We start from the raw sequence: 26572 nt of genomic DNA, 5'->3' as shown, positions 1-26572 counted from the left end.
ATATGCCGACGGGTGTGTGGTTCTGACCATGTGGGAAGGGCCGCCCCGTCCCTGGGCTGGGACGTTTCGTATGTACGTCCGCGCTGGTTTTTGTGGAACGATTCGTACGGTGGGGACTGCACGGGAGGTATTCGGTGACGCGCTTCCGATCGCGGAGCGCTACGCGGCGTTCCTTGCCGACGCCGGCGTCGAGCGGGGGCTGATCGGGCCGCGCGAGGTCGACCGGCTCTGGGAACGGCACCTGATCAACTGCGCGGTGGTGGCCGAGGCGATCCCGGACGGAGCGCAGGTCGTGGACGTCGGCTCGGGTGCCGGGCTGCCGGGGATCGTCCTCGCGATCGTCCGCCCTGACCTGCGGGTCACGCTGCTGGAACCCCTGCTGCGCCGCACGACCTTCCTGAACGAGTGCGTCGAGCTGCTCGGGCTGCCGAATGTCGAGGTCCGGCGGGCGCGGGCCGAGGAGGTGGTCGAGGAGTTCTCGATGGACGTCGCCACCGCGCGGGCCGTGGCCCCCCTCGACCGGCTCGCGAAATGGGCGCTTCCGCTGCTGCGTCCGGGTGGGGAGCTGCTGGCCCTCAAGGGCGAACGCGCCGCGGCGGAGCTGGAGGAGGCGCGTCCCGTACTGAAGCGGTTCGGTGTGCGGACCACCGAACTGCTTCAAGTGGGGCGCGGTATGGTCGATCCGCCGACAACGCTCGTCCGCGTGGTCACCGACCGGGAGGTCGTCCGGGACGGGGCGGTCGGGCGACAACAACGCGCGCCCCGGCGCGCTAAAGCGTCGAGGAAGAGGTCTTCATGAGCACGGGACCAGGACGGGGCTGGCCTGACCGCGCCGACGAATCCCCCGACGATCAGGCGCCCGCCCAGGCCGACGGGCCGGGGCGGTCTGAGCCCGCCGGTCCTGGCGGAGTGGCTGGGGCGGCCGGACAAGCCGGGCCTTCTGGTCAGACCGGCCCGGCTGAGACCGTCGGCCCTCAGGCCGCGAGTGGCCAGGAGCAGGGTGTCCCCGGGCAGATCGTCCAGGAGAACGGCAGTCCCGGGACGCCGGGGGAGCCGGGGGCGGGCACTGCTCCGTCCGGGCACGCAATGTGGGGCAATACGACGTCCGGGACCGCGGAGAACGTCGGTTATGTACCGACACATGCCGGCGCTCAGCCGCCGTCGGGTCCGCGCAAGGGGCCATCTCAGGGGGAGTCAGAACTCGTGCGCGAGGCGCTCAAGGACGCCAAGGTTTCACGTGAAACACCGGCTGGCACGCTCAAGATGATTTCGGGCCGCAGGGAGAAGGAGTGGCCCCGGCCGGATCACTGCCGGATCATCACGATCGCCAACCAGAAGGGCGGGGTGGGCAAGACCACCAGCTCGGTGAATCTCGCCGCGTCCCTCGCGATGCACGGCGCCCAGGTGCTCGTGGTCGACCTCGACCCGCAGGGGAACGCCTCCACCGCCCTCGGGGTCGAGCACCATGCCGAGATCCCGTCCATCTATGACGTGCTGATCGAGGACGCGGCGCTGGCCGACATCGTCGTCCCGGCACCCGAGATCCCCAACCTCTTCTGCGCTCCGGCGACGCTCAACCTCGCCGGCGCGGAGATCGAACTCGTCTCCAAGGTCGCCCGCGAGTCCCGGCTGCGCCGCGCGCTGGAGGCGTACGAGACCGAGAAGTTCCACTATGTGCTGATCGACTGTCCCCCGTCGCTCGGCCTGCTCACGGTCAACGCGCTCGTCGGTGGCGACGAACTGCTCATCCCGATCCAGTGCGAGTACTACGCGCTGGAGGGCCTCGGCCAGTTGGTCCGCACCGTCGATCTCGTCAAGGCGCACCTGAACCCGAGGCTGAGCGTCTCGACGATCCTGCTCACGATGTACGACGCCCGGACGCGCCTCGCCGCCCAGGTCGCGGAGGACGTCCGGAACCACTTCGGTGACGTCGTCCTCAACACCGTGATCCCCCGCAGCGTTCGGGTCTCCGAGGCGCCGAGCTACGGGCAGTCGGTCATGACCTACGATCCCGGGTCGAGCGGCGCGCTCGCCTACAGTGAGGCCGCGTCGGAGATGGCGCACCAAGGGGCGACCAAGTGAGCCAGCAGCGACGCGGTCTGGGCAAGGGCCTCGGGGCACTCATCCCCCCCGCCCCGCCTCCCCCGGTGGCGGAAGAACTGGGCGGTGCGGGCGAACCGGGCCTGCCCGGCGGTCCGCACAGCACGGGTTCGGACGCCGGTCCGGAGATGAAGACGGTCGCCGGAGCCCATTTCGCCGAGCTGCCCCTCCGGTCGATCACGGTCAACCCGCGGCAGCCTCGCGAGCACTTCGACGAGCAGGCGCTGGAGGAGCTCGCCGAGTCGATCGGCATCGTCGGACTGCTCCAGCCGATCGTGGTCCGCAGGGCGGACCTGGAAAAGTACGACTACGAGCTGATCATGGGCGAGCGCCGGTTGCGCGCGTCCGAGATGGCCGGGTTGGACGTCATCCCGGCGATCGTCCGCGACACGGGCGACAACGACCTGCTCCGTGACGCGCTCATGGAGAACCTTCACCGGCAGCAGCTCAACCCGCTGGAAGAGGCGGCCGCCTACCAGCAACTGCTCCAGGACTTCGGCGCCACGCACGAGCAGCTCGCCAGCCGGATCGGGCGCTCCCGCCCGCACATCACGAACACGCTGCGGCTGCTGAACCTGCCGCCGGCCGTGCAGCGCCGCGTCGCGGCCGGCGTCCTGTCCGCGGGGCACGCCCGTGCGCTGCTGTCCCTCGACAGCGTCGAGGCGCAGGAGCACCTGGCGCAGCGGATCGTCCAGGAGGGGCTGTCCGTCCGGGCGCTGGAAGAGCTCATCGCGCTGCGCGAGGTGGACGAGGAGCCGAAGGCTCCGCGGCAGGGGCGCCGCAGGCAGCCCGTCGCACCGGCCCTGAAGGAACTCGCCGACCGGCTCTCCGACCGCTACGACACGCGCGTCCGGGTGGATATGGGCCGCAATAAGGGAAAGATCGTGGTCGAGTTCGCCACGCTGGAGGACCTGGACCGCATCATCAAGTCGATGGCGCCGGACGACGAGCCCGATGGCGAGGGACTGAACGGATCGGCGTGACACGGCGCGGCAGCGCTACATGAGCGTCCCGGGGCGGCTGCGCCTTGGGACGCTCTTCCTTTGGTGCTCCGATCGCGATGGCCGTCCGACGGGGCGGGGTGATCGGCGGCCCTGCTGCCGGGCGCTTGGACGATGGGCCTCGGGGCGAACCGGTAAACGAGGCCGGTTCGGCTGTGACGTAGGACGGCGCTTCTCGATGCGTGGTTGGTGGCGGCGGCCATCGACGGGCGACGCGTGTCAACGAGCTGAGGCGGCGCAGGTGAAGTCGCGAACGAACCACCGCTAAGGACGGCAGGCTGCTCCGGCGGAGCATACGTGGGCATATCGGTGATCGAGCGGAGCTGGCGCGCCCAGCGTCAGCCATGGGCTTCGGCGGTGTCCTGGTAGGCAAACCGGACTTCGGCGGTGGCCTGTAGGCGAACACGCGTGCCCGCGTTGCCACCGGGCCCGCGTGGACCGGGAGCGTCTACGGCTGCGTGCTCCTAGCTGATGCACGCCGTCCGACTGATGACCGACTTTGGTGAGCAGGGTGGCTAAGCCTTCCGTGGGACGGCTCACACCGTCCATGGGTGATGGCATCGGTGGGGTCGAACGAGCGCAAGGCGAGCCAGGCTGCCTACAGAGGGATGCCGGACGCAGGTCTGGATAGAAGCACTCTGGTGGATGGCGCCTGTGGGCGGTGGCGGGGGCGCCAAGGGGGCGCGATCGCATCCGACATCAAGTGGCCGACATGCGCGACGCGGCTGAGGGGCTGCCTGCGTATGCGTGGCGCGTAGTGGCTTTCGATGGGCGAGCAGCCGGACGCAGACGAGGGGAGCTTCGATGCGTGTTCAGGTCCGCTGACCCGTAGCGGTGGGGCAGGAGTCCGCGCGGGCATCTTCAGCCGGGCGATCGTCTACGACTCGGAGGTCGCATGCCGACGTGCATCGGCGCCCTAACCGCCTCCCCCGCGTGCATCCGGCGCGTCCCAACACCGAGGTTGGCGTTCGGGCACCGCTACGCGTCACACGATGCGGCGGCGTTCAGCAGACGCGAAGCCCCGATGTTTCACGAGAAACATCGGGGGCTAGACGGCGGGCTGCTTAGAAGCGGGCGAGGATCAGGTCTCGGCAGACCTCGCCGAGGTCGAGGCCGGCGACACTGACGGCGCGGGGGAGGAGGCTCGTCTCCGTCATGCCGGGGGCGACGTTGACTTCGAGGAAGTGGACCTCGCCGTCCTCGTCGACGATGAGGTCCGTCCGGGAGAGGTCGCGTAGGCCGAGCGCGCGATGGGCGGTCACGGCGGCGGCGGTCGCGCGTTCGGCGGCCTCGGGGGCGAGGCGCGCGGGGGTGACGAACTCGGTGTCGCCGGCGTCGTAGCGGGCGGTGTAGTCGTACTTGCCGCCGGGTGCGACGATCTCGACGGCGGGGAGCGCGGTCGGCCGGCCGTGGCGTTCGATGACGCTGACCGAGACCTCGGTGCCGGAGACGCAGCGCTCCACAAGTGCGGCGTCGCCGTAGGCAAAGCAGCCGACCATGGCGGCCGAGAGGTCCGAGGCCTCGCTGACGATGGACGCGCCGAGCGCCGAACCGCCACGGGTGGGCTTGACGAAGAGCGGAAGCCCGAGGCTGCGGACGATCTGGTCCAGGACGGACGCGGCGCCGAGATCGTGAAAGACCTCCTTGGGCAGCGCGACCGACTCGGGGGTCCGTAGTCCCGCGCGGCGGACGACGGACTTGGCGGTCGGCTTGTCCCAGGCGACCCGGCACGCATCGGGGCGGGCGCCGACGTAGCGGATGTCGAGGAGTTCGAGGACGTCGCGGATCGAGCCGTCCTCCCCCGCGGCGCCGTGCAGTACTGGGAAGACCGCGTCCGGCGGATCGTCGGTCAGCGAGTCGAGGAGGGTGGCGTCGGCGTCGCGAAGCTCGACGGGGATGTCGAGGGTGCGCAGGGCCTCCGCGACGCGTCGTCCGGAGCGAAGCGAGACCTCGCGCTCATAGGACAGTCCCCCGGCGAGTACGACGACATGCCCGAGTTCCAATGCAGTTGCCCTTCAGACGAATGAAAACGCGCCGGGGCATCCCCGACGCGTTTCACGTGAAACATAGGGTTCAGACGACGTCCGGCCCCGGGGTGTGAACACCGGTGGAGCCGCAACGAGCCGCCCCACCGAAAGTGTCCCGCAGCTTGATCTCCTGTTCCACCACCGCCGCCAGACGCCGGACTCCCTCGCGGATGCGGTGAGGCTCGGGGAAGCAGTAGGACAGCCGCATGTGGCGGTGCCCGCCACCGTCGGCATAGAAGCCGGTGCCGGGGACGTAGGCGACGCGGTCGGCGATCGCGCGTGGCGCCATCGCCTTGGAGTCAAGCCCGTCGGGGAGCGTCAGCCAGACGAAGAAGCCACCGGCGGGACGCGTCCAGGAGCAGCCGTCCGGCATGAGCTGGTCGAGGGACTCCAGCATCGCGTCGCGTCGCGCCCGGTAGAGCTCCCGGAAGTCCTTGATCTGCTCACGCCATGGCTGGGTTGCGAGGTACTCGCGGACGGCGAGCTGCGAGAAGTTCGACGGGCACAGGATCGCGGACTCGGCGGCCAGGACCAGCTTCGCGCGGACGGCGTGCGGCGCCAGCACCCAGCCGACGCGGAGGCCGGAGGCGATTGTCTTGGAGAAGGATCCGAGGTAGATGACGCGCTCGGCCTCGTCCGCGCGGAGGGCGCGCATGGGTTCGCCGTCGAACCCGAGGAGGCCGTACGGGTTGTCCTCGACGATCAGTACGTCGTACTCGGCGCAGATCTCAAGGATCTGGGCGCGACGGGCCGGGGTGAGGGTGACGCCGGCCGGATTCTGGAACGTCGGGACGGTGTAGAGGAACTTGACCCGACGGCCTTCCCTGCGAAGGCGGTCGAGGGTCTCGCGGAGCGCGGACGGGATGAGGCCGCCCTCGTCCAGGGGGACATGGACGACGTCCGCCTGATACGCGGCGAATGTGCCGAGCGCACCGACATAGGACGGCGCCTCGGCGAGGATCACATCGCCCGGATCAATGAAGATCTTCGTGATGAGGTCGAGGGCCTGCTGCGCGCCGACCGTCACGACCACGTCGTCCGCGGACGCCTGGACACCTTCGAGGGCCATCACCTCGCAGATGTGCTCGCGCAGCGTCTCGTCACCCTGCGCCGAGCCGTACTGCAGCACCTCCGCGCCCTTGCCCGCGACGAGGTCGCCGATCATCGCGCCGACCGCGTCGAGGGGGAGCGCCGAGACGAAGGGCGCGCCACCCGCGAGGGAGACGACCTCCGGGCGGGCGACCATCGCGAACAGAGCCCGGATCTCCGACGGGACCATGCCGGCGGCACGGGCGGCGTAGCGATCGGTGTAGGCATCTGTCCGCGAGTGCTGTTCCACGAGGCACCTCCGAGGTGGGCTGACTTCCCTGCAAACTACGGCATCGGCCTTGGGAGCTTCCGGCGAACCCCGTACCTGGAGATCCGTTCGGATGCTCGTGTTCTCGCTGGACGAGGGGTCCCGGTGGTCTTTCGGTGCCCGCCTGCGTCCTGCGGCGGGCCGCTATCCGGGAGGGCTCGGTCGTGCTGCTCGTCGACTGTTTGGGGTAGTTGCTAGCTTTTTCCGGCCTTTCTGAACGGTGCCTCGGTGGGGGCGTGCCGCGCGAAGTCGGAGAGTTCCTCGTCCGATACGATGCCGGAGGGTCCCGGAGGGTTGCCGGGGATTTCCGCGGAGTGGCGTTCCGCCTGAGAGGCCCACCGATGGACCGCGTTCGCGCGGCACCTCGGGGCCTCGGCCGGCGGGCGAGGCTCGCAACAGGGGGGTGCCGACCCGGTGTCGCGTCGACTCGTCAACATCACGCTGGACAACCTGGACGATCTACCGCATCGCTGTCGCGGTTGTGTCTTCTGGGAGCTCGATCCCGTCAGCCGCGACCGTGCGCTGGAGAGCGGCGACTCCGGCCTTGAGAAGGAGGCGTGGATCTCCTCCACGCTGCTGGAGTGGGGCAGTTGCGGCAAGCTCGTCTACGTCGACAACGTTCCGGCGGGGTTCGTGCTCTACGCACCGCCGCTGTATGTCCCAAGATCGGTGGCGTTCCCGACAAGTCCCGTGAGCGCGGACGCGGTGCTGCTGATGACCGCGCACATCCTGCCCGAGTTCTCGGGCGGCGGGCTCGGCCGGATGCTCGTCCAGGGCGTCGCGAAGGACCTCACCCGGCGCGCCGTCAAGGCCATCGAGGCGTTCGGCGACCTCAAGGGCGCCGAGGAGGGCGGCGGCTGCATGGTGCCCGCCGACTATCTCCTCTCGGTCGGGTTCAAGACCATCCGTCCGCATCACCGCTACCCGCGGCTGCGGTTGGAGCTCAAGTCCGCCCTGTCCTGGCGTGAGGACGTCGAGGTGGCCCTGGAACGTCTCCTCGGCTCCATGAGTCCGGAAGGCGCACTCCGACCCGTCTGAGGCGGTCTGAGCCGTTTTGTTCAGCGGAGCGGCTCGGAGCCTGGACAACGGCGCTGATGAGCTTCCTTGCGGCTGCCGCAGCGCCCGGCCAACTTCGGCAGCCGAGGGCACGCTGGCGCAACAAGGGCAATTGTGCGGCAGCAGCCGGGCCTCGGAGGCTGGTCCTGTTCGGCGAACGCCGGGCGGCAACCCGGCTCCGATACGCCCGGCGGCTGCCAAGAGGGCGGACGCACCCGACGGCATGCCGCGACCGGTTTGCCCCGACGGGGTGCATCGCTGGGTGCCTGGGTGAGGTGTCTCGGCCAGGGGTGAGCAGAGGCGCGGGTCAGATGTCCGTCAGATATCGGGGGCAGCTCAAACCGGACGGGACGGCCGGGGCAGCTCGGACGGGATGGCTTGGGTGGGATGGCTTGGGTGGGATGGCTCGGGTGGGATGGCTCGGGTGGGACGGCTCGGACCGGACGGCTCGGACCGGACGGCTCGGGTGGGACAGCTCGGACCGGGCCGCTGGACCGGGGAGCTTGGACGGGGCTGCTCGGACGGGGCTGCTTGGACGGGGCTGCTTGGACGGTGGCTTGGGTGGGGTGGCTCGGACGGGGTGGCTCAGGCAAGTGGCCTTGGGGGGCCGCCTTGAGGTGTTGGGTGTCGCAGGCACGTGTGTAGGTGCTGAGGGGCGGAGGAGCCGGCGCGCTGTGCGCGTCGTTGGCTGGCGATGGTGCGTCGTGCGACGCCGAGCGGCACCTTGTCGGGACGACGCTTGGATAGGCCGCTCCCCCGGTGCGGCGACGCTGTCTGGGCGACCGCGACGTCGGAGCGCCCTCTTCTGCCCAAGGCGCGACGGCTGATCGTTCGCACGACGGCCTGGTCTGCGACGGCGCATTCTGGGCGACCGTCGCTGAGGTGTCGTGGCGGCTGGGCGGATGCCGCGACAGGCGTGTAGGTGGTCGCGGAAGTCCGCGAGGCGGCAATGGGGCGACGTAGTCGCTGTCCTACCAGCCCTCGTAGCGGTCACAGTGTTGACGACCTGCGCGTCGCCCGCCCGATCCGCACGAATCCGGCTCGTGTCGCCCCCGGACTCAGGTCTTGCTACTCCGGTCCGGCTGACGAACCGCGTTTCTCGCCGCGACGCTTGGTCTGGAGGCGCTGTCGCCTGTGTGCAGTTACACAGCGGACGACGTCCTGCGACACAGCGTCTGCGTCGTCGCCTGGCTGTCCGGTCGTGACGCGCGGGCTCGGCTGTCGTCGTGCTTGCCCTGCCGTGTCGTCCAGTCGGTCGAGGCGTGTCGTCGTAGCGCCGGGCAGACCACACGTCGGCGGTGCTATCGCCTGGGTCGTGTGAATGTCGGGTTGGTGGAGGACCGTGGCTGCCGCGATGTCGCCGCCGGAGCGTCGAGGTCGAGCCTCCCCGATTCGCCGCTCGGTCGGGGGCTCTTGACCGGCGGCCGTTCGGCGGGGAACTCGACGATCGTGCGTTCGGTGGCCCCCCATGCGCCCTCAGCAGCCGCCCGCCCGGCTTGGCCACCCGCCGCAGCTCGCGCAGCGTCGCGCCGGTGTCGGCGACGTCGCTGAGGACGCGTTGGGGCGGAGCTTTAGGGCGATGTCGGGAACGACCGGCCGACCGTGTCGTCGTCTGGTGGGAGGACGACACGGTCGAGCCATCGTTGGCGTCCGGCGTCCGGCGTGTTGTGCCGAGATCTGGACGCGACGTCGGCCGTCGCGACGGGGACGTCCGGACGTCCACGGCGGCCTCGCGTCGCTGTCCGTCGGGCGTGCGGCCGTCGTGGCGCGCCTCCATGTCGGGGCGACGCGCGTCCGAGATGTCGGGACGGGTCAGGGCTGGGGGACGGCCTCGGCGGCGTCCTGGTCCTGGAGCCAGTGCTCGGCGTCGATCGCGGCCGCGCAGCCGCTGCCGGCGGCGGTGATCGCCTGGCGGTAGACGTGGTCGACCACGTCGCCGCAGGCGAACACGCCGGGGATCTTCGTCTTCGTCGTAGGCGCGTCCACGAGCAGGTAGCCGTCGGTGTCGGTCTCAAGCTGGCCGGCGAACAGCTCGCTGCGCGGGTCGTGGCCGATCGCGATGAACAGCCCGGTGACCTCCAGGCGGCTCTGCTCACCCGTCCGGACGTCGCGCGTCTGGACGCCGGTGATGCGATCGTCGCCGTGGATCTCCACGACCTCGCTGTCCCACAGGAACTTGATCTTCTCGTTGGCGAACGCGCGCTCCTGCATGATCTTGGACGCGCGCAGCTCGTTCCGGCGGTGGATCACCGTGACCGAGCGGGCGAACTTGGTGAGGAAGATCGCCTCTTCCATCGCGGTGTCGCCGCCGCCGACGACGGCGATGTCCTGCTCGCGGAAGAAGAATCCGTCACAGGTCGCGCACCACGAGACGCCCCGTCCGGACAGGCGCTTCTCGTTCTCCAGCCCCAGCTCGCGGTAGCCGGAGCCGGTGGCGACGATCACGGCCCGCGCGAGGTAGGTCTCGTCGCCGACCTTGACGACCTTCGGATCGGCGGTCAGGTCGACCTCGGTGACGTCGTCGGTGATCAGCTCGGCACCGAACCGCTCGGCCTGCTTGCGCAGGTTGTCCATCAGGTCGGGGCCCATGACGCCATCGGGGAACCCGGGAAAGTTCTCCACGTCGGTGGTGTTCATCAGCGCCCCACCGGCGGTCACAGACCCCTCGAACACCAGCGGCTTCAGATCACCGCGGGCCGCGTAGATCGCGGCGGTGTAGCCCGCGGGGCCCGAGCCGATGACGATGACGTTACGGACGTCGCTCACAGTTCTGTGCCTCTCCTCGTTGGCCCTGGTGCCGGACGATCTCTCGTTGGCCGCCACGGCGTCCGCCTCCCGCGCTCCCATCGTCCGCCGATGGTGCCCGTCCGGCACGACCAGGCCTGCCAGTCGCCACAACCGATCCTAGGCCCCAAGGATTCCCTTCACCCGAACTGCCGAGCCCTGTGGATAACCCGTCCCCCTTCGACCCGCCCCGTCCGCGCGGCACCGTCCCTGACCGTCACCTACGGCATGTCACGCCTCCGACGAAAAGAGATGTCGGCGCGGGTCGTCCGACACCCGTTTCGGCGGCCAACGGAGCCGATGATCTGCCCATAGGCTGGTGCGCATGGCTCGTATCTTGCTTATCCACTCGATGTACGGACTCCGCCCCGCCGTCCACCAGGCGGCGGACCGGCTGCGCGACGCCGGGCACGAGGTCCACGTCCCGGATATCTATGACGGACGGACCGTGGACACCGCCGAGGAGGGCATCGCGATCAAGGAGGAGATCGGCCGGGACGAGCTGCTGCGCCGCGCGGTCGCCGCGGCGGCGCCGCTGACCGTTGAGGGCGGTGTGGTGTACGCGGGGTTCTCGCTCGGCGCCGCGCTCGCGCAGAACCTGGCGCTCGCGGACGACAAGGCACGCGGACTGCTGCTGATGCACGGCACGTCCGACCTGGCGGACGACGCGTCCACCGACATTCCGGTGCAGTTCCACGTCGCCGACCCGGACACCTACGAGCCCGTCGACTGGGTCAACGCCTGGTACCTGCGGATGACCAAGGCGGGTGCGGACGTGGAGGTCTTCCGTTATCGCGGCGCCGGGCACATGTTCACTGACCCCGACCTGCCGGATTACGACGCCGAGTCGGCCGAGGCCGCTTGGGCGGCCGCCCTCGACTTCCTGGCGCCCCTCTGAACAGCAGGTTCGCCAAGGTCGGCCGTCGATGGCGGCGCGCTCGGCACCCCGCCGGCCGCGATGGCGATACCCACTGAAAACGAGCCAGGACGGTCAGCTTCAAGATCTGTGACGGACGTCCCGGAGGACCGCCTCCGGATCCGCTGATCCCACCGCCAAGGCCGTGGACGACACGCGTGCGCATGCCGTCCACGGCCAAGCCGACCTCGCGGTCGTACAAAGGAAACAAGAGCCCCCGGGCAAGGGGGCGAAGCCGCCGGCCTCAGAACGGAGATCAGGCCGGCTCGTGCTTGAGAATGTGCGGATTCTGGGCGGTGCAGTCGGGTCCCACGACCCAGATGTTCCAGTTGCCCGGCTTGTCGCCGCGGATCGCGATCACCGTGGCCTGCTTGCCCTCGAAGGTGGCCCGGTCCACGAGCGCCGGTGCCTTTCCGCTGGTGACGCCGTTGACGCAGCCCACGAGCCGCTGGTCGGGCGGGTCGCCGTACTGCTTCGTCCGCTCCTGCTTGCCCACCAGGCGGTCGACCTGGCGGCCCAGGTCACCGGTGGTGTAGTCGGTGCCGCTACGCGCGACGACATAGGACGGGGCGTTCAGCATGGTCTGGCCAGAGGGCGACTGCCGAGCCGCGCCGGGCGCGGACCCCTGCGGCCTGGTGGCGTCCTGGACAGGGCTCCGCGCGACACTCCGATGATCGTCGCCGCTCGACCCGTCCAAGGCGATCTTGCTGACCACCGCTCCGCCGCCGAGCACGACCACCGTAGCGGCCGCCGCCGACAGTATCCGCCAATGCCGCCTTCCGCGCCGCTGCTCCATGCTCACGACGGTGGCGTTGTTCAGCGACTCCGCCGCGATGGCGGAGTCGATGCGTTCGGCCAGCTCCGCGGGCATGGACGGGACGGGTGCCTCCGCCAGGATCCGGGAGACGTCCGCAAGGTCGGCGGAAAGCTCCCGGCATTCGGCGCAGGTGTCGAGGTGCGCGTTGACGGAGGCGGCCTGGTCGTCTTCGAGTAGTCCTTCAGCCAGGTCGGCCAGGACGTCGTAGTCAAGGTGCGCGGGGTTCATTTGGGCATGCCACCTCCTTCCACACCTCCGACGTTCCTGGGCTCCCGTCGGTTCCGATGGTGGACGAGAAGTGGGGCGAGCCTCGCCCGTCCGCGCGCGCACCGGCTCTTGATCGTCCCGGGCGGCACCTCCAGGACCTTCGCCGCGTCGTCGACCGAATACCCCATCATGTCCACGAGGACGAGCGCCGCGCGCTGCTCGTACGGCAGGTGCAGCAGGGCCTTGTGGACGTCGAGGGACACGCCGTGCGCGTCCGTCGGGTCGGGCATCTTCGGCGCGATGGCGTCGAAGGTCGCGTCGTCGCCCATGGGCGTCGCGGGCCGGACGGACTTCCGCCGGATCCGGTCGAGGCACGCGTTGACGACGATCCGGTGCAGCCATGTGGTGACGGCCGCGTCGCCGCGGAAGCGCGCGGCGGCGCGGAACGCCGAAAGGCATGCGTCCTGCAGCGCGTCCGCGGCCTCCTCCGGGTCGCCGAGCGTCCGCAGCGCGACCGCCCACATGCGGTCGCGGTGCCGGTGCACCAGCTCGGCGAACGCGTGCGGGTCCCCCTCGGCGTGCCTGGCCAGGAGCTCCTTGTCAGGCATCTCGTCCACGCGACGCATGCTCACCGACGCCATGAGCGACCGCTTTCTCGTCCTGGACGCCCGGGCTGCCCGGTCGTTGCCGGGCTTCCGCGACCGGCCGCGCCTGCTGGGGAAGACACCACAGATTCCTGGGGGGAGAGGACGTTCCGTTTACAGGCACGATACCGACAAGCGCCACCCCACGTCACAGCCCGCGACCCCCGTCCGTTCCCTCGCCCGACCCGCGAATGCCCTGCTCCACGAATGCCCTGATCCACCGGATGACGTCCCCCGCCCCGGCTTATCCACAGAACGACGTTCCACTTTCCGTGCCGACGCAGATATTCGACCATGAACGTAGCGGGTTCGGGGCGGGCATGGGCACCCCGCGGACCCGAGATCCATCCTTCCGACTTCGAGGAGGCCATGGGAAACGTGAGCGAGAGCAACTCGTGGCGAGGGTGAATGATCAGAAGTGAGGAGGTAGGGGCGGAGGTAGTGGAGGAATGCCGAGTCGGTGAGAGAGCCGGGCCAACAGGGGCCGGAGGCGGTCAGCGTGCCGTGCCGTAGACGGCGACTTCGCCGATCTTGCCCTTGAGTGAGGAGGGAAGCTTGGTGAACCACACGAGGATGTACTGCCCGGAGACCTGCGGATTCACCGAGTAGGTGAGTTCGCCGCCGGTGCCCGGCTGGCGGTCGACGGGCCGCATGTCCGCACCGGACGGGGAATTGCCGATCTTGACCTGCAGGGCGCCGCCGGCCTCGGGCGTGTACACCTTGACGGCGGACACCTTGACCGGTCGGCCCATGTTGAGCATGACGCCGATGCCCTTGGAGTAGTTGCCGAAATCGGTGTCGGCGTAACTCTGGGTCTGCCAGAGCGTGCTCGGCTTTCCGTCGATGACCAGTCCGGTGTCCCGCTGGAAGGCCTGGTCGTGGTGGCCGCCGATCGGCTTCTCGAAACCGTCCGCGTTCTGGACGGTCAGCTTGCTCACGGTTGGCTTGGGGGGCGCGGAGGTCTTGGTCTGGTCCGTGACGCCGCCGGTCTTGGGCTTGTTGCCCGAGCTCTTGTCGGTGAGCGCCCAGGCACCGAGACCGACGATGACCGTCAGCGCGGCGGCGGCGACGCCGAGCAGGGCCCGGTTGGCGGGACGGCGCGGCATCCCCGTCGTGGCGTCGGCCGGGGCGGTGGGCGCGGGCGGGATGGTGTTGCCGTGGTCGGCCCGGGCACGCGGTTCCGGGATCTGCGCGGCCGGCCGGGTGGCGGCGTGCTGGCGCTGGCGCGCGGGTACCGGGGCGGCCGGTGGAGGCGGCGGCGCATGCTTGTGCGCCGGCGGGGCCACCGGGGCGGGGCGCGGCGCCGGCGGCGGGGAGTTGCCGAGGCCCGCGAACAGCGGCAGCGGCGTGCGCGGGACCCCGCGCAACGCCTTGGCCAGGTCGGCGGGTGTGGCGAGCGCCTCGGCCTCACCCAGGCCGAGGCAACGGCAGACGATCGCGTCGACCGCGTGCGAGATCCCGGCCTGAACCTGCCGGGGAGCCTGCGGCACGCCGCCGATCGCCGGGGCGGGCGGCAGGTCGGACCCCTCGTCGCCCGGCCAGTGGGCGGTGAGCGCCGCGTACAGCATGCGGCCGAGCCCGCGGACGTCCTCCGCCGCGGGGTCGTCGGCGTAGCGGTCACCGAGAACGGCGTCGGTGGCGATGCCGAGGATCTTGACCGTGCCGCCGGTCGTCCAGACCAGGTCACGGGGGGTGAGGCACAGATGGGCCAGCCCGGCGGCGTGCGCGGCGGCGAGGGCCTCGGCCGCCTCGTACAGCAGCGTCGCGGCGCGTCCCGGCTCCAGCGGCGCCTTGCCGAGCATCTGCTCAAGCGTCTCGCCGACGACCCACTCGCTCACGACATAGGCGCTCTCACCACTGTCGTCGGCGTCGAACACCTGGGTCAGACGCGGATCGGTGAGGCGGCTGGCGGCGCGCGCCGAGGTGACGACCTCGCCGACGCGGGGGAACTCGGGATCGAACGTGCGGACGGCGACGGCCCGGGCAAGGATCTCGTCGATGGCCTTCCAAAGCGCCGATCCGCCCGAATCGTTGATGCGCTTCTCAAGCCGGTAGCGGCCGGCGAGACGTGTGCCGGGCTCGATGACTGACGTGCTCAAGGCAACGTCCTGCACAGGTGGTCAGATCCCATGTTCGTGGCGTGGCAGCTTACGCCTCCGACCCTCCTCTTTGCGTTCCCCAGGGTGTCGCCCCGCAAGCCGTAGTCCCCCACATGGTAGTGGCTACTCGCACGAGTGGCCTCCTTATCGCCGCGCGTCCTGTGTACTTTGCCTCGCTTTACCAACCAGCCCGGACCCGGCAACCGACCAGCAACCCTCCAGCACATTCGATCACTTGACTCACCCGACCCCCAACGAACACGCCCCGACCACCCCCACCAACCACCCCACCCCTCCGCCACACCACTTCCCCCAGTCACCCTGCCCCTGCCTACCACCCCGCTACCTGTCGCCTCTCCCGACCCACGCCTAGCTCTCTCGTCCCGTACCTTGTCCCCTCGTCCTCTAGTTTCGTCCCCCGCCCCCCCTCCGCGCCGCCCCCTCCGCGCCGTGCCCCTCCGCGCCGTGCCCGTCCCGTCGCCCCGCTTCGTCATTCCTCCTCGTCACGTGTCGCGGCGTCCGGCGGCTGCCGCGCGGCTGCGCGTCCCGGCCTCCCAGTCCGTCGCGCTGCTCGCGTCGCCCCCTAAACCGCACGTTGAACCGGGCGCTGGATGCCATCTGATGCCTTCGCCCCTGCTCGTCCACGCTGCTCGTCCACGCTGCTCGTCCACGCTGCTCGTCCACGCTGCTCGGCCGCCGTCGCTAGGCCGGGGTTGTGGGTGGTGGGGACGTCGTACCCCCTGGTCCCAACTGAGGGGCCAGGGGGTTGTCGTGGCTTGTGGGCTGCTCAGACTGCGCTGACCCAGTGGGCTGCGATGGTGGTGCGGCCGTCGGCGTTGCTCAGGATGGAGGCGTTGTTGCCCTGGGAGCCGATGCCCTTGGCATAGAGGCTCACGACGTCGTTGGCCTCAAGGTCGACCAGGACGGTCTGCCCGGCGGTGGACTGGAGGATCAGGTTCGCCGGGCCGCCGCCCCCGGCCAGGGCCTGGCTGCCGTCGATGGGGGTCTGCCCCTTGTACAGCACCGTGCTGGCCCAGTAGTTGGTGTTCGCGGCGCCGGAATTGATCACGGAACGGGCCTGGTACGAGAGCTCCCACACGCCAGGGAAGGGGATCGTGATCGTCAGGCCGGACGGGTGGACCTGCGCGTAGGCGGTGGTGAGGGACTGGTTGATGTCGAGCGGACCGGTCTGGACCCACATCTTGGAGGGGCCCCGCTGGGACGGCGCACTGGCCGGTGTCGTCATGCGTGAAAGCTAGCCCGGCGTGATCGAACATGACAGGAACCTTGACAGCCCTACTCATGTCGCTTCACTGGTGATTGACACCGTTCTCGGTGCGGGCGGGTGAAGTTGGAGCCATCGCCCGCCCGTCCTCGCGTGGCTCGCATCCGAGTGGTCGGCGCCGTTGTCGTGGGGGTCAGCGGCCCGGGATGCGGGAGCTGATGGTGGTGATCATGGTCTGGACCTCGCTGACCCGGAGGAGTTTGGCGAAGAGCAGGTAGAGGATGCCGCCTCCGGCGCTGGCCACCGCCAGGGTCGCCAGGCCGGAGAGGAGCCCTTCGCCGAGGGCCGAGTCCACCACCAGGTGGATGGCGTAGGCGAAGCCGATCAGGGGCCAGAGGGCGACGGCCAGTTTGAGGTAGGTGAGGGCGATGCGGCGGCCGTCCATGCCGCCAAGGCGGCGGCGGAGGATGGCCCAGCCGACGAAGGCGCCCACGGTCTGGGCCAGGGCGAACCCGGCCGCGATGCCTACGATGATCTTGTCGGTGGGCAAGATCTTGTAGGCGGTGAAGGCCGTCGCGATGTTGGTGAGGACGACGGCGACGCTGACGAAGGCGGGGGTGCGGGTGTCCTGCATGGCGTAGAAGACGCGCAGCATGAGCTGGTACGCGGCGAACGGGACGAGGGCGATCGAGAACATCTCCAGGACGTTCGCGATGACCTGCGCGTTGGACGCGGTGGTCTGGCCGTGCGCGAACAGGACGGTGGTGATCTCGTCGGCGAGCGTCGCCATCAGGGCGGCGGCGGGCAGGATGATCACTGAGCAGAGCCGGAGGCCGCTGGAGAAGTCGTCGCGGACCTCGGTCATCCGGTTCGCGGCGGCGTGCTCGCTCATCCGGGGCAGCAGCGCGGTGATCACCGAGACGCCGATGATCGCGTAGGGGAGCTGGAAGAGCTGGTAGGCGTTGAAGTAGGGGGTGTAGCCGACGTCGCCCAGGTGCTCCTTGCGGCCGAGGACGCCGGCGGCGTTGCCGAGGGACGTCGTGACCGCGAACCCGATCTGGGTGATGACGACGTAGCTGAGCGTCCAGACGGCCATGCGGCCCATCTGGCCGAGTTCGCCCTTGCGGAAGTCGAGGCGGGGGCGCCAGCGGAAGCCGGAGCCGCGCAGGGACGGCCAGAGCGCGAGGGTCTGCAACGCCATGCCGCCGATGGTGCCGCCCGCGAGGAGCGTCACCTCGGTGCCCGTGATCGAGCCGGGCGTCACCGTCCCGGTGCTGACCAGGAGGAAGGCGCCGGCCGTCCCGCAGATCACGATGTTGTTGAGCACCGGGGCCCACATCGGCGCGCCGAACCGCTTGCGGGTGTTGAGGATCGCGCCGGAGAACGCGCTGACGCCGAGGAAGAAGATCTGCACCGCGAAGAGGCGCGCGAACAGGACGGCGAGGTCGCGCTGGTCGCCCTCCATCGCGCCGCCGTAGATCGAGATGAAGACAGGGCCGAGCAGCACCGCGACGACGGTGATCACCGCGAGGCCGAGGACGGCCAGCGTGAACAGGCGCTGCTCGTAGCGGTCGCCGTAGGCGGGGTCGCGTTCGCGCGCGCGGACGATCAGCGGCACGACCACGGCGGTGAGGACGCCGCCGAGCAGCAGGTCGTAGACGATGAACGGGACGGTGTTCGCGGTGTTGTAGGCGTCGGCCAGCGCGCCGGTGCCGAGGGCGGCGACGAGCATGGCGGTCCGCAGGAAGCCGGTGACGCGGGACGCGAGGGTTCCCACGGCCATGACCGCGCCGGACTTCAGGATGCCCGACGCGCCGCCCTTGCCGCCGTCGTCCCCCGACGGGCCGCCCCCGGGGGCGACGTCCACGACGGTCTCCGACGACGGACGGCCCGGTACCGGGAAGTCAGTCGCGGTTCTCGCCGCGATGTTTGCCGGTGGGCCGCCCGTTGGCGGGGGGTAGGCCGGGTTCCTCCGCCCGGGGGGACCCGTCGGTCGCGGGCCCGGCGTCTGCGGCGCCGGGAAGCCCTGGTTCGGGCCCTGCCCACTCATCCGTTGCGGGTAGCCCTGGTTCGGAGCCTGTCCACCCATCCGTCCCGGACCGCCCTGGGGCGGCCCCATTCGTCCCGGCTGGCCCTGGTTCGGGGGAGGGGTCTGCCTCGGGCGTCCCTGACCCTGCCCAGGGGCCGGCGAAATCGGTCGTCCACCAGGCTGCGCTGGTGCCGAAGGAGGCATCCGGTTCTGCTGGTTCCCGCCCGGACCCGGCCTCGATGGGCTCTGGGGTCGTGGCCCTGGGGTCCGCGGAGGGCCCTGCTGGGGCGGCGGGCCTGGAGGGGGGCCCTGTCCCGGACGTCCCTGGGGCTGGTTCAGCCAGTTCTGACCAGGCGGACGACCAGGATTCCGCTGAGGCGGGCGCCCCTGGGGCGGCGGAGGCGTCCAGCCGGGGTTCTGCTCCGTTCTGCGCGGGGGCTGCGGACGGCCCTGCGCCGGGGGCGGCGTCGCCGGGCGGGCCGGCGGACGGCCCATGGGCGTGCCCTGCTGATTCTGGGAGGGCGGGTTCGGATACCCCTGGTAGGGAGCCTGGCCCGGGTTCTGCGCCGGGGGCTGCCGACCCTGGGGGTTCCGAGCGCCCTGGGGGTTCCGGGGGCCCTGGGCGGCCCGAGGGTCGCGGGGGCCCTGAGCGGCCCGCGGGTCCCGAGGGGGTTGGGCGGCGCGCGGGTCCCGCGGGGGCGGCGAAGGCCGAGGGGGCTGAGGGGTCGGTGGGGCCTGCGGGGCCCATGGGTCCGCCGGGGCCGGCTGACCCGGGGAAGCCGGGGCCGGGGAATCCGCTCCCTGGTCCTCCGGGTGCTGCTGGTCCCATTCCGGTCGACCCGTCACCGGCTGCCTCCGATTTCCGGCGGCGCCTTGCTCTGATGGCCCGCACTCCGACGCCCACGAAGAGTACGGCAAGTCCGCCGCTCGTGATGAGGAGGGCGAGACGCCCATACCCGGTGGTGCGGACGGTGATGTCCACGCCCTTGCCGAACCTTCTGCCGTTGGATTCGGGGATCTCCAGTTGCAGGTGAACGGGGAAGTTTCCGTTGCCCGCCGCCTGGGCCGGGAACCAGCGCTGGACGACCTCGCCGGGGCGCAGCTCGATGACCTCCTCGCCGGCGGCGAGCCGCCCGAGCCGGAGCTTGGCGCTGTTGGCCGAGGTGGCGCTGAGCCGCACCTTGACCCGCTGGCCGCGCAGCTTGTTCTCGACGGTCACGGGCAGCCGTCCCGAGCTGCCCGCCATGTTCGCGCGTCTTTTCTCGTTGGTGACGATCCGGACCTTGTCCATCTCCCGGGCGAGTTCGTCCGAAAGCTCGTCTCTGGCGCGTTTGGCGCGCTCGCCGTGGGAGCGCCAGGACGTCGACTCCGCCCGGAGCAGGGCGCGCTCGTAGGAGATGGAGACCGGGGGGACCAGAACGGCCTGGAAGGACGCGGCGCGCCGGGCGATGTTGCGGACCTGGCTGAGGTAGGGGAGCCCGAGCTCGAAGCGCTCGTACTTCTGGCCGACGCCGTTGAAGGTCCGGGTCTGCGGCTGCGCCGTTTCGAACTTGCTCAGCGGCATCGCGTTCAGCCAGGGCGAGTGGCTGCTGTACTGGAGCAGGTTCCGGGCGAGACCCGGCGCGGGGTTCCAGTTCCGGTCGGGGGCGACGATCACGGCGCGCTGGACGTTCGGCGTCTCCCCGGCGATCATCGCGGTCTCGGCGAGGAAGCGCTGCTCGGTCAGCAGCGCGCTGTAGGACGACCGCGAGGGGCTGCTGACGATCTCGTTGAGCTTGTCGTCGTAGAGCAGGGCCTTCTTGGTGCCCTGGGAGGTCGTCGGGATCGTCGTGACCGCGTTGGACGGCCCGCCCGACGGCGGCGGCTGGAAGTGCTCGCTGCTCATCAGGAAGGATCCGGCGCCCTGCTTCAGGGTGAGCTTGGCGAGCAGGTCGAGCGTGTCCGGCCCGGCGAGGCCCATCGCCGGCCACGCGATGTGCGCGTCGGCGGGGCGTCCGAGCTCCTTCGCCACGAGGGAGGTGTTCCTCGGGTCGTAGGCGATCTGGACGTCGCGCGTCATCTTGTGCCGGACGAGCGCCAGCACGTCCGGGTCGGCGTAGGGGACGGTGAAGTAGGGGTCGCTCTTGGCCGCCAGCTTCAGCGTGTTCAGCCAGGCGGCCGCCTCGGGGCTCTTGCGCTTGTCGGCGCCCGACCTCGCCCCCGGCGCCTTCACCGCGTAGTCGTGCTCGGCCATCTGCCGGACGTCGTCCAGCAGCGCGGGGTCGATTCCCCAGGTGACCGGGGTGTCGGTCGCCGCGGCGGCGTTGACGAGCCCGTTCAGCCGGCCGCCTGCCGCGACGTCCTTGCGGAGCTGGTCGTCCAGGAACGTCCGGTCGTTCGCGCGGTGCTGCCGGTCGATCAGCGGCCAGACCCAGCCGACCGCGACCTTCTTGTAGTTCGCGGTCCTCGGCGTGAAGGTCAGGAACGTCGTCACGCCGCCCACGACCTGCTGGGCGGAGTTCAGCACCTCGACGCCCACCGGGTAGACGCCGGGGGCGCCGCCCGGAGCCTGCAGCCCGAGCGACTTCGTGGTGACCTTGAACGCCCAGTTGTGCCTGCCCCCGGGCGCGGCGGCCTGGGGAAGCTGGACCGGACGGCCGTACCCGGGCAGGACGGACGGCTGCCCGGCCGCGATCTGGTCCAGCTCGCTGCGGCTCCGGATCGGCTGCTGCCGGTACCGCATCCGGATCGTCAGCCCCGCGAGCTCGTGCCCCGAGCGGTTCAGGGCCACGCCGGCGAGTTCGATCCGCGAGTTCTCCCGGACGGTCTTGGGGCTCACCTTCGTCAGCCCGACCCCGACCTGCGCGCGCGCCCGTCCCTGTTCCGGGGCCGACTGGTGATCCGGCTGTGCCAGCACCGGGGTTTGGGACGCCCCGGCGGGAAGTGCCATCGCCGGTGCCGCCGCCGTCATGAAGCAGGGCAGGAGAGCGGCCAGCGCGACCGCGCGTTTGACCGCTCTCACGCCACGTCCGCCCAAGGGCCGCCCGCAGGGGCCGCCTCGGGACGGCGGGCGTCGATTTCCCGCACCACGGCCCCGATGGTAGTCCCGACATAGGCCCCATCAGACCTTCCCGCCCACCTGTGGCAAGGATTCTGGTCGTCCGGATGCCAAACCGCCACGCCAGATTTCCAGAAGTGGCTCCTGGGACGGGGGAAACTCGGCGAAACCCGGGCGAAATCGCGACCAGGGGCGTCCACCCGCGACCGGCCAGGCCCATGATTCAGCCGACCGGATGGTGGCGGGGGTCCGGAGGGCCCGGACGGTCCGCGCCGGAGCCCGGCTCCGTTCCGCCGTCCTGCGGGGAGGAGAGGTCGACCGGCTTGGCCTCGCAGAGCCTGAACAGCGAGCGTCCGCGGATCCCGAGGGCCGTGGACGGTTCGCCGGTCGCCGTGTAGACGACGGCGTCGCCCGGAAGACCGTCCACCAGGCGCCGGTCGATCAGCAGCGGCATCGAGCCCGGCAGGAGCAGCGGGCAGACGAGCCCCGCCGCGTACTCGGTGACGGAGTTGACCAGGTCGGCGCGGGCCGGGCGGATCAGCCGGGCGCCGGCGGCCAGCCGCACCGCCTCGGCCGCGGGGCGGCGGCCCGCCGCGACGATCACCCCCGTCAGGAAGCGGCCGCCCTGGAAGGCGCCGACGCAGGCGTAGACGCGGGTCGCCAGGCACCGGTCCGCCGGGAGGCCGAGCGCCGTGGGCAACTCGTCGGCGTGGGCCACCGCGACGGGCAGGCGCACGATCTCGTGCGCGATCTCCCGTTCGAGCAGTGCGCGGTGGATGGCGAGGGCGTCCTTCATGACCGGCTCCGTCCCGCGGGGACTCCCCCGCTGACCCCCCGACCTGGCTTCCCTGTCCCCCCGTGGTGTCTCGGCGGGGAATCGCCCCACCTGTGGTGATACGACCCGTTGGCCCCAGAAATACTCCGGTGCCGCACCCGCGGCGGACCGTGCCCCACCGGATCCCGCTACCGTTGTCGTGGGGGAGGCTCACGGCGATCGCGCCGGCGTCATCGGGGTGTCCAGAACGTAACTCGGGGTCCGCGCCGTGTGAAGAGCCCGCGTCCTCCTTCGTACGGTCTCCGGACCGGGCGCCGACCGGAACGAGGCCACCGCAAGGGCTCCGGCGCGTACCCCCGGGAATCGTCGAAAGTCCTTTGTCAGCTCGCTTCCCAAGGAAATACGCTCGATGGCCGTGCCCAACCAGAACGTGTCCCCCGAGCCCTCGCCGCCGCGCCGCGCCGCGATCGCCGAGCTGCTCCGCAACATCGCGCCCGTCGCCGACGGGCTCGGCGACCGGTTCGCGGCGGCCGGGCACGAGCTGGCGCTGGTCGGCGGGCCCGTCCGGGACGCGCTGCTGCGCCGCCCCACCAAGGACGTCGACCTCACCACCGACGCGCCGCCCGAGCGCATCCTGGAGATCATCGACGGCTGGGCGGACGCGGTCTGGACGATCGGCATCGAGTTCGGCACCGTCGGCCTCCGCAAGGACGGCGTCGAGCTGGAGATCACCACCTACCGCAGCGAGTCCTACGACCCGAAGTCGCGCAAGCCGAGCGTCTCCTACGGCACCTCGCTCGTCGAGGACCTGCGCCGCCGCGACTTCGCCGTGAACGCCATGGCCGCGCGGCTCCCCGGCTACGAGTTCGTCGACCCCTTCGGCGGCCTGACCGACCTCCAGCGCAAGGTGCTGCGGACGCCCGGCCGCCCCGAGGACTCCTTCAGCGACGACCCGCTGCGCATGATGCGCGCCGCCCGGTTCGCCTCCCAGCTCGGCTTCACGGTCGCGCCCGACGTCGTCACCGCGATGACGGACATGTCGGAACGGATCGGGATCGTCTCCGCCGAGCGGATCAGGGACGAGCTGTCCAAGCTGATCTGCGGCCTGTACCCGAGGCAGGGCCTGGCGCTGCTCGTCGACAGCGGGCTCGCCGAGCACGTCCTGCCCGAGCTGCCCAAGCTGCGGCTGGAGATCGACGAGCACCACCGGCACAAGGACGTCTACGAGCACTCGCTGATCGTCCTGGAGCAGGCGATCGCGCAGGAGCAGGAGGGCCCCGACCTCGTCCTGCGGCTCGCGGCGCTGCTGCACGACATCGGCAAGCCGCGCACCCGCCGCTTCGAGGCGGGCGGGCGCGTCTCCTTCCACCACCACGAGGTCGTCGGCGCGAAGATGACCCGAAAGCGGCTGTCCGCGCTGCGCTACCCCAAGGACACCATCGCGGACGTGTCGCGCCTGGTGGAGCTGCACCTGCGGTTCCACGGCTACGGCACCGGCGAGTGGACGGACTCCGCCGTCCGCCGGTACGTGCGCGACGCCGGCCCCCTGCTCGCCCGCCTGCACAAGCTCACCCGCGCCGACTGCACGACCCGCAACAAGCGCAAGGCCGACCGGCTCCGGCGCACCTACGACGATCTTGAGGTCCGGATCGACCGGCTCGCGCAGGAGGAGGAGCTGGCGGCGATCCGTCCCGAGATCGACGGCAACGAGATCCAGGAGATCCTCGGCATCACGCCGGGGCCCCTGGTCGGCCGCGCCTACAAGTTCCTGCTGGAGCTGCGGCTCGACCAGGGCATGATCGGCAAGGACGCCGCCGCCGCCGAACTCCGCCGATGGGCCGCCGCCGAAGGCGTGCTCGGGGAGGGCCAGGAATGATCCCGTTGCAGCTGGGCCGGATGAGCCCGACCGAGACCGAGCGGATGCTGGCCTTCGACCGCGACCACATCTGGCACCCCTACACGCCGCTGCCGGCGGCCGTCCCCGTCCAGCCGGTCGTGTCGGCGGACGGCGTGCGGCTGACCCTCGCCGACGGCACCGAGCTGATCGACGGCATGTCGTCCTGGTGGGCCGCCATCCACGGCTACAACCACCCGCGCCTGAACGCCGCCGTCACCGGGCAGCTCGGCAAGATGGCCCACGTCATGTTCGGCGGGCTCACGCACCCGGCGGCCGTCCGGCTCGCCGAGACGCTGGTCTCGATCACCCCCGAACCGCTCACCAAGGTCTTCTTCGCCGACTCCGGCTCGGTCGCGGTCGAGGTCGCGATCAAGATGACGTTGCAGTACTGGCGTTCCCAGGGGCGTCCGGAGCGGCACCGGCTGCTCACCGTCCGGGGCGGGTACCACGGCGACACGTTCGGCGACATGGCCGTCTGCGACCCGGTCAACGGCATGCACCACATCTTCAGCGACGTCCTCGCCCGGCACGTCTTCGCGCCCGTGCCGCCGCTCGGCTACTCCGCCGCCCCCGACCAGGCGTACCTGGACGAGCTGTCCGCCCTCGCCGCCGCGCACGCGCACGAGCTCGCCGGGATCATCGTCGAGCCGGTCGTCCAGGGCGCGGGCGGCATGCGCTTCTACGCCCCCGAGTACCTGCGGGCCCTGCGCGACATCGCCGACGAGCACGGCGTCCTCCTCGTCCTGGACGAGATCGCCACCGGCTTCGGCCGGACGGGTGAGCTGTGGGCCTGCGACCACGCCGAGGTCGTGCCCGACATCATGTGCCTCGGCAAGGCCCTCACCGGCGGCTACATGACGATGGCCGCGACCCTGTGCAGCGACCGCGTCGCCCACGGCATCACCTCCGGCGAGGCGGGCGCGCTCATGCACGGGCCGACGTACATGGCGAACCCGCTGGCCGCCGCCGTCGCGTCCGCGTCCATCGAGCTGCTGCTCTCGCGCGACTGGCGGGACGAGGTCGACACCATCGAGGCGATCCTCACCAGCGAACTCTCCGCCGCGGCCGACCTGCCGGGCGTCGCGGACGTCCGCGTGCTCGGCGCGATCGGCGTCATCGAGGCGCGCGAACCGGTCGACGTCCAGGCCGTCCAGGACATCGCGATGGCCCACGGCGTCTGGCTGCGCCCCTTCGGCAAGCTGATCTACGCCATGCCGCCCTACGTCTGCACCGAGGACGAGACGACCCACATCGCCGCCGCGATGACCGCGATCGCCGAGTCCCTCTGATCACTGGGCGACGGCGGCCCCGCGGACGCGGGCGGTGCCCGTCCAGTAGGCGACCGCCCCGGCCGCGTAGGCGATGATCACGGCGATGAGCGTGAGCCGGGCGCGGCCGTCGAAGGGCAGCCAGGACGCGGCGGCCGCCGCCGACGCGGCGAACGTCGCGTTGAACAGCATGTCGTAGACGGCGAAGACCCGGCCGCGGTAGGCGTCGTCGATGGACTCCTGGAGCGTCGTGTCGACGCACAGCTTGACCCCCTGCGACACGACGCCGAGCGCGAACGAGCCGGCCGCCCACGCCGGTTCCGCGAACGGCGGCCCGAAGAGGAGCAGGCTCGCCCCCGCCGCCGCCAGCAGCCACGTGACCCACGCCGGTTTGCTGATCCGCCGCACCACCGCCGGTGTGACCACGGCGGCGGCGAAGTATCCGGCGCCCGAGACCCCGAGCATGACCGCGAACGCCGTGAGCCCGGCGTCCGCGTTCTCGGTGAAGTGGTTCCGGCACAGCAGCAACGTCATGATCAGGATGACGCCGTAGAGCAGCCGGTGGAACGAGATCGCCGCGAGCGCGAGCGCCGCCTGCCGCCGCCGCGCGATGTGCCGCGCCCCGTCCGCCAGGCCGCCGAGCACCCCGCCGAGCGCCTCCCGAACCCCCATCGCCGCCTTCTCGGGAGCGGCGTCCTCGGACGGGTGCGGGCCGAGCAGCAGCCGGGGCAGCGTCGTCGCCGTCACTCCGGCGGCGAAGAACAGCACGGCGGCGAAGGCGAGGATCAGCGCCGTCCCCTCCGTCCCGCCGCCGAACACGCGCCTGAGCAGGTAGCCGAGGCCGGCACCGGTGAACGCGATCACCGTCCCGGAGGTCACCGCGAACGCGTTCGCCGTCACCAGTTGATCGCGCCGCACCACATGCGGGAGCGCCGCCGACAGCGCCGCGAGGAAGAACCGGTTGACGCCGAGCACGACGAGCACCACGAGGAAGAAGACCAGGCCGTCCTGGCCCGCCGCGACCAGGGCCCCGACCAGCAGCACCAGGACGGCGCGCAGGATCGGCGTCCACAGCAGGATCTGCCGCCGCTGCCACCGGTCGATGAACACCCCGGCGAACGGGCCGAGGGCCGAATACGGCAGCAGCGTCACCGCGAACGCCGCCGCGGCCTTGCCCGCCGTGGTCTGCCGCTCGGGGGAGAAGAACACGTAACCGGCCAGCGCGACCTGGAACAGCCCGTCGGTGAGTTGCGAGGTCAGCCGCGTCGCGTACAGGCGCCGGAAGTTCCGACCCCGCAGGATCCGCCGCAACTCCCCAGCCCTCACCCGATCA

The 26572-nt window shown here is 70.9% G+C and carries 18 protein-coding genes; 7 read left to right on the top strand and 11 right to left on the bottom strand.

The window, feature by feature from the left end; translation table 11 throughout:
• The first annotated feature begins 109 nt into the window (after positions 1–109).
• From rsmG to KLI87_RS02710, 3 genes are all read left to right on the top strand, one after another.
• Entirely contained in the window at positions 110–799 is a 690-nt protein-coding gene (gene rsmG / locus KLI87_RS02720) for a 16S rRNA (guanine(527)-N(7))-methyltransferase RsmG (protein ID WP_308165823.1), read from the top strand.
• Between the two features lie 404 nt (positions 800–1203).
• A complete protein-coding gene (locus KLI87_RS02715; RefSeq protein WP_374225408.1) occupies positions 1204–2082 on the top strand; it encodes a ParA family protein in 879 nt (292 codons plus the stop codon).
• A complete protein-coding gene (locus KLI87_RS02710) occupies positions 2079–3083 on the top strand; it encodes a ParB/RepB/Spo0J family partition protein (protein ID WP_214615694.1) in 1005 nt (334 codons plus the stop codon). Before KLI87_RS02715 ends, KLI87_RS02710 begins: the two co-directional genes overlap by 4 nt.
• A 1082-nt stretch (positions 3084–4165) precedes the next feature.
• On the opposite strand, the gene KLI87_RS02705 is transcribed toward KLI87_RS02710, so the two are convergent.
• Together KLI87_RS02705 and KLI87_RS02700 are read right to left on the bottom strand one after the other, a co-directional pair.
• Positions 4166–5104 carry a D-alanine--D-alanine ligase gene (locus KLI87_RS02705; RefSeq protein ID WP_214615693.1) on the bottom strand — a complete coding sequence of 313 codons (939 nt, stop codon included), beginning with the start codon at positions 5102–5104 and terminating at the stop codon, positions 4166–4168.
• Between the two features lie 70 nt (positions 5105–5174).
• Positions 5175–6407 (bottom strand): PLP-dependent aminotransferase family protein, encoded by a 1233-nt coding sequence (locus KLI87_RS02700; RefSeq protein WP_214616590.1) that lies wholly within the window; start codon positions 6405–6407, stop codon positions 5175–5177.
• 492 nt (positions 6408–6899) lie between these two features.
• Here KLI87_RS02700 and KLI87_RS02695 point away from each other — a divergent pair, with 492 nt between their 5' ends.
• Entirely contained in the window at positions 6900–7523 is a 624-nt protein-coding gene (locus tag KLI87_RS02695) for a GNAT family N-acetyltransferase (RefSeq protein WP_214615692.1), read from the top strand.
• A 1830-nt stretch (positions 7524–9353) separates the two neighbouring features.
• Here KLI87_RS02695 and trxB read toward each other — a convergent pair.
• A complete protein-coding gene (gene trxB / locus KLI87_RS02690; protein WP_214615691.1) occupies positions 9354–10307 on the bottom strand; it encodes a thioredoxin-disulfide reductase in 954 nt (317 codons plus the stop codon).
• Between the two features lie 343 nt (positions 10308–10650).
• Between trxB and KLI87_RS02685 the strand changes: the two genes are divergently transcribed.
• The gene (locus KLI87_RS02685) at positions 10651–11223 is read left to right on the top strand and encodes a dienelactone hydrolase family protein (RefSeq protein WP_214615690.1); all 573 of its coding nucleotides are present in this window, start codon (positions 10651–10653) and stop codon (positions 11221–11223) included.
• Positions 11224–11497: 274 nt separating this feature from the next.
• Here the strand turns inward: KLI87_RS02685 and KLI87_RS02680 are convergent, their stop codons facing one another.
• From KLI87_RS02680 to KLI87_RS02650, 7 genes are all read right to left on the bottom strand, one after another.
• Entirely contained in the window at positions 11498–12286 is a 789-nt protein-coding gene (locus KLI87_RS02680) for an anti-sigma factor (RefSeq protein WP_156217106.1), read from the bottom strand.
• Complete coding sequence (sigM, locus tag KLI87_RS02675; RefSeq protein WP_242883905.1) at positions 12283–12891, bottom strand: RNA polymerase sigma factor SigM; 609 nt, start codon at positions 12889–12891, stop codon at positions 12283–12285. Before sigM ends, KLI87_RS02680 begins: the two co-directional genes overlap by 4 nt.
• 512 nt (positions 12892–13403) lie before the next feature.
• A complete protein-coding gene (locus KLI87_RS02670; RefSeq protein WP_214615688.1) occupies positions 13404–15008 on the bottom strand; it encodes a protein kinase family protein in 1605 nt (534 codons plus the stop codon).
• 787 nt (positions 15009–15795) lie between these two features.
• Complete coding sequence (locus tag KLI87_RS02665) at positions 15796–16254, bottom strand: hypothetical protein (RefSeq protein ID WP_156217108.1); 459 nt, start codon at positions 16252–16254, stop codon at positions 15796–15798.
• A 172-nt stretch (positions 16255–16426) separates the two neighbouring features.
• A complete protein-coding gene (gene murJ, locus KLI87_RS02660; RefSeq protein ID WP_308165821.1) occupies positions 16427–18100 on the bottom strand; it encodes a murein biosynthesis integral membrane protein MurJ in 1674 nt (557 codons plus the stop codon).
• 37 nt (positions 18101–18137) lie between these two features.
• Positions 18138–21263 (bottom strand): DUF6049 family protein, encoded by a 3126-nt coding sequence (locus KLI87_RS40855; RefSeq protein ID WP_214615687.1) that lies wholly within the window; start codon positions 21261–21263, stop codon positions 18138–18140.
• Between the two features lie 259 nt (positions 21264–21522).
• On the bottom strand, positions 21523–22095 hold the full coding sequence (locus KLI87_RS02650) for an aminoacyl-tRNA deacylase (protein WP_214615686.1): 573 nt from the start codon (positions 22093–22095) through the stop codon (positions 21523–21525).
• Positions 22096–22483: 388 nt separating this feature from the next.
• On the opposite strand from KLI87_RS02650, the gene KLI87_RS02645 reads away from it, so the two are divergent.
• Positions 22484–23950, top strand: coding sequence for a CCA tRNA nucleotidyltransferase (locus tag KLI87_RS02645; RefSeq protein WP_156217111.1), 1467 nt, complete (start codon positions 22484–22486; stop codon positions 23948–23950).
• Positions 23947–25260 carry an adenosylmethionine--8-amino-7-oxononanoate transaminase gene (locus KLI87_RS02640; RefSeq protein ID WP_214615685.1) on the top strand — a complete coding sequence of 438 codons (1314 nt, stop codon included), beginning with the start codon at positions 23947–23949 and terminating at the stop codon, positions 25258–25260. The genes KLI87_RS02645 and KLI87_RS02640 overlap by 4 nt, the downstream gene beginning before the upstream one ends.
• Here the strand turns inward: KLI87_RS02640 and KLI87_RS02635 are convergent, their stop codons facing one another.
• On the bottom strand, positions 25261–26565 hold the full coding sequence (locus KLI87_RS02635) for an MFS transporter (RefSeq protein WP_214615684.1): 1305 nt from the start codon (positions 26563–26565) through the stop codon (positions 25261–25263). It abuts the gene before it with no gap.
• Between the last annotated feature and the right edge of the window lie 7 nt (positions 26566–26572).

Source organism: Actinomadura sp. NEAU-AAG7 (genome assembly GCF_018603865.1).
GTDB classification, from domain to species: domain Bacteria; phylum Actinomycetota; class Actinomycetes; order Streptosporangiales; family Streptosporangiaceae; genus Spirillospora; species Spirillospora litoris.
Note: the sequence above shows the minus strand (reverse complement) of the source record. Positions and strands in the feature narration are given on the sequence as shown.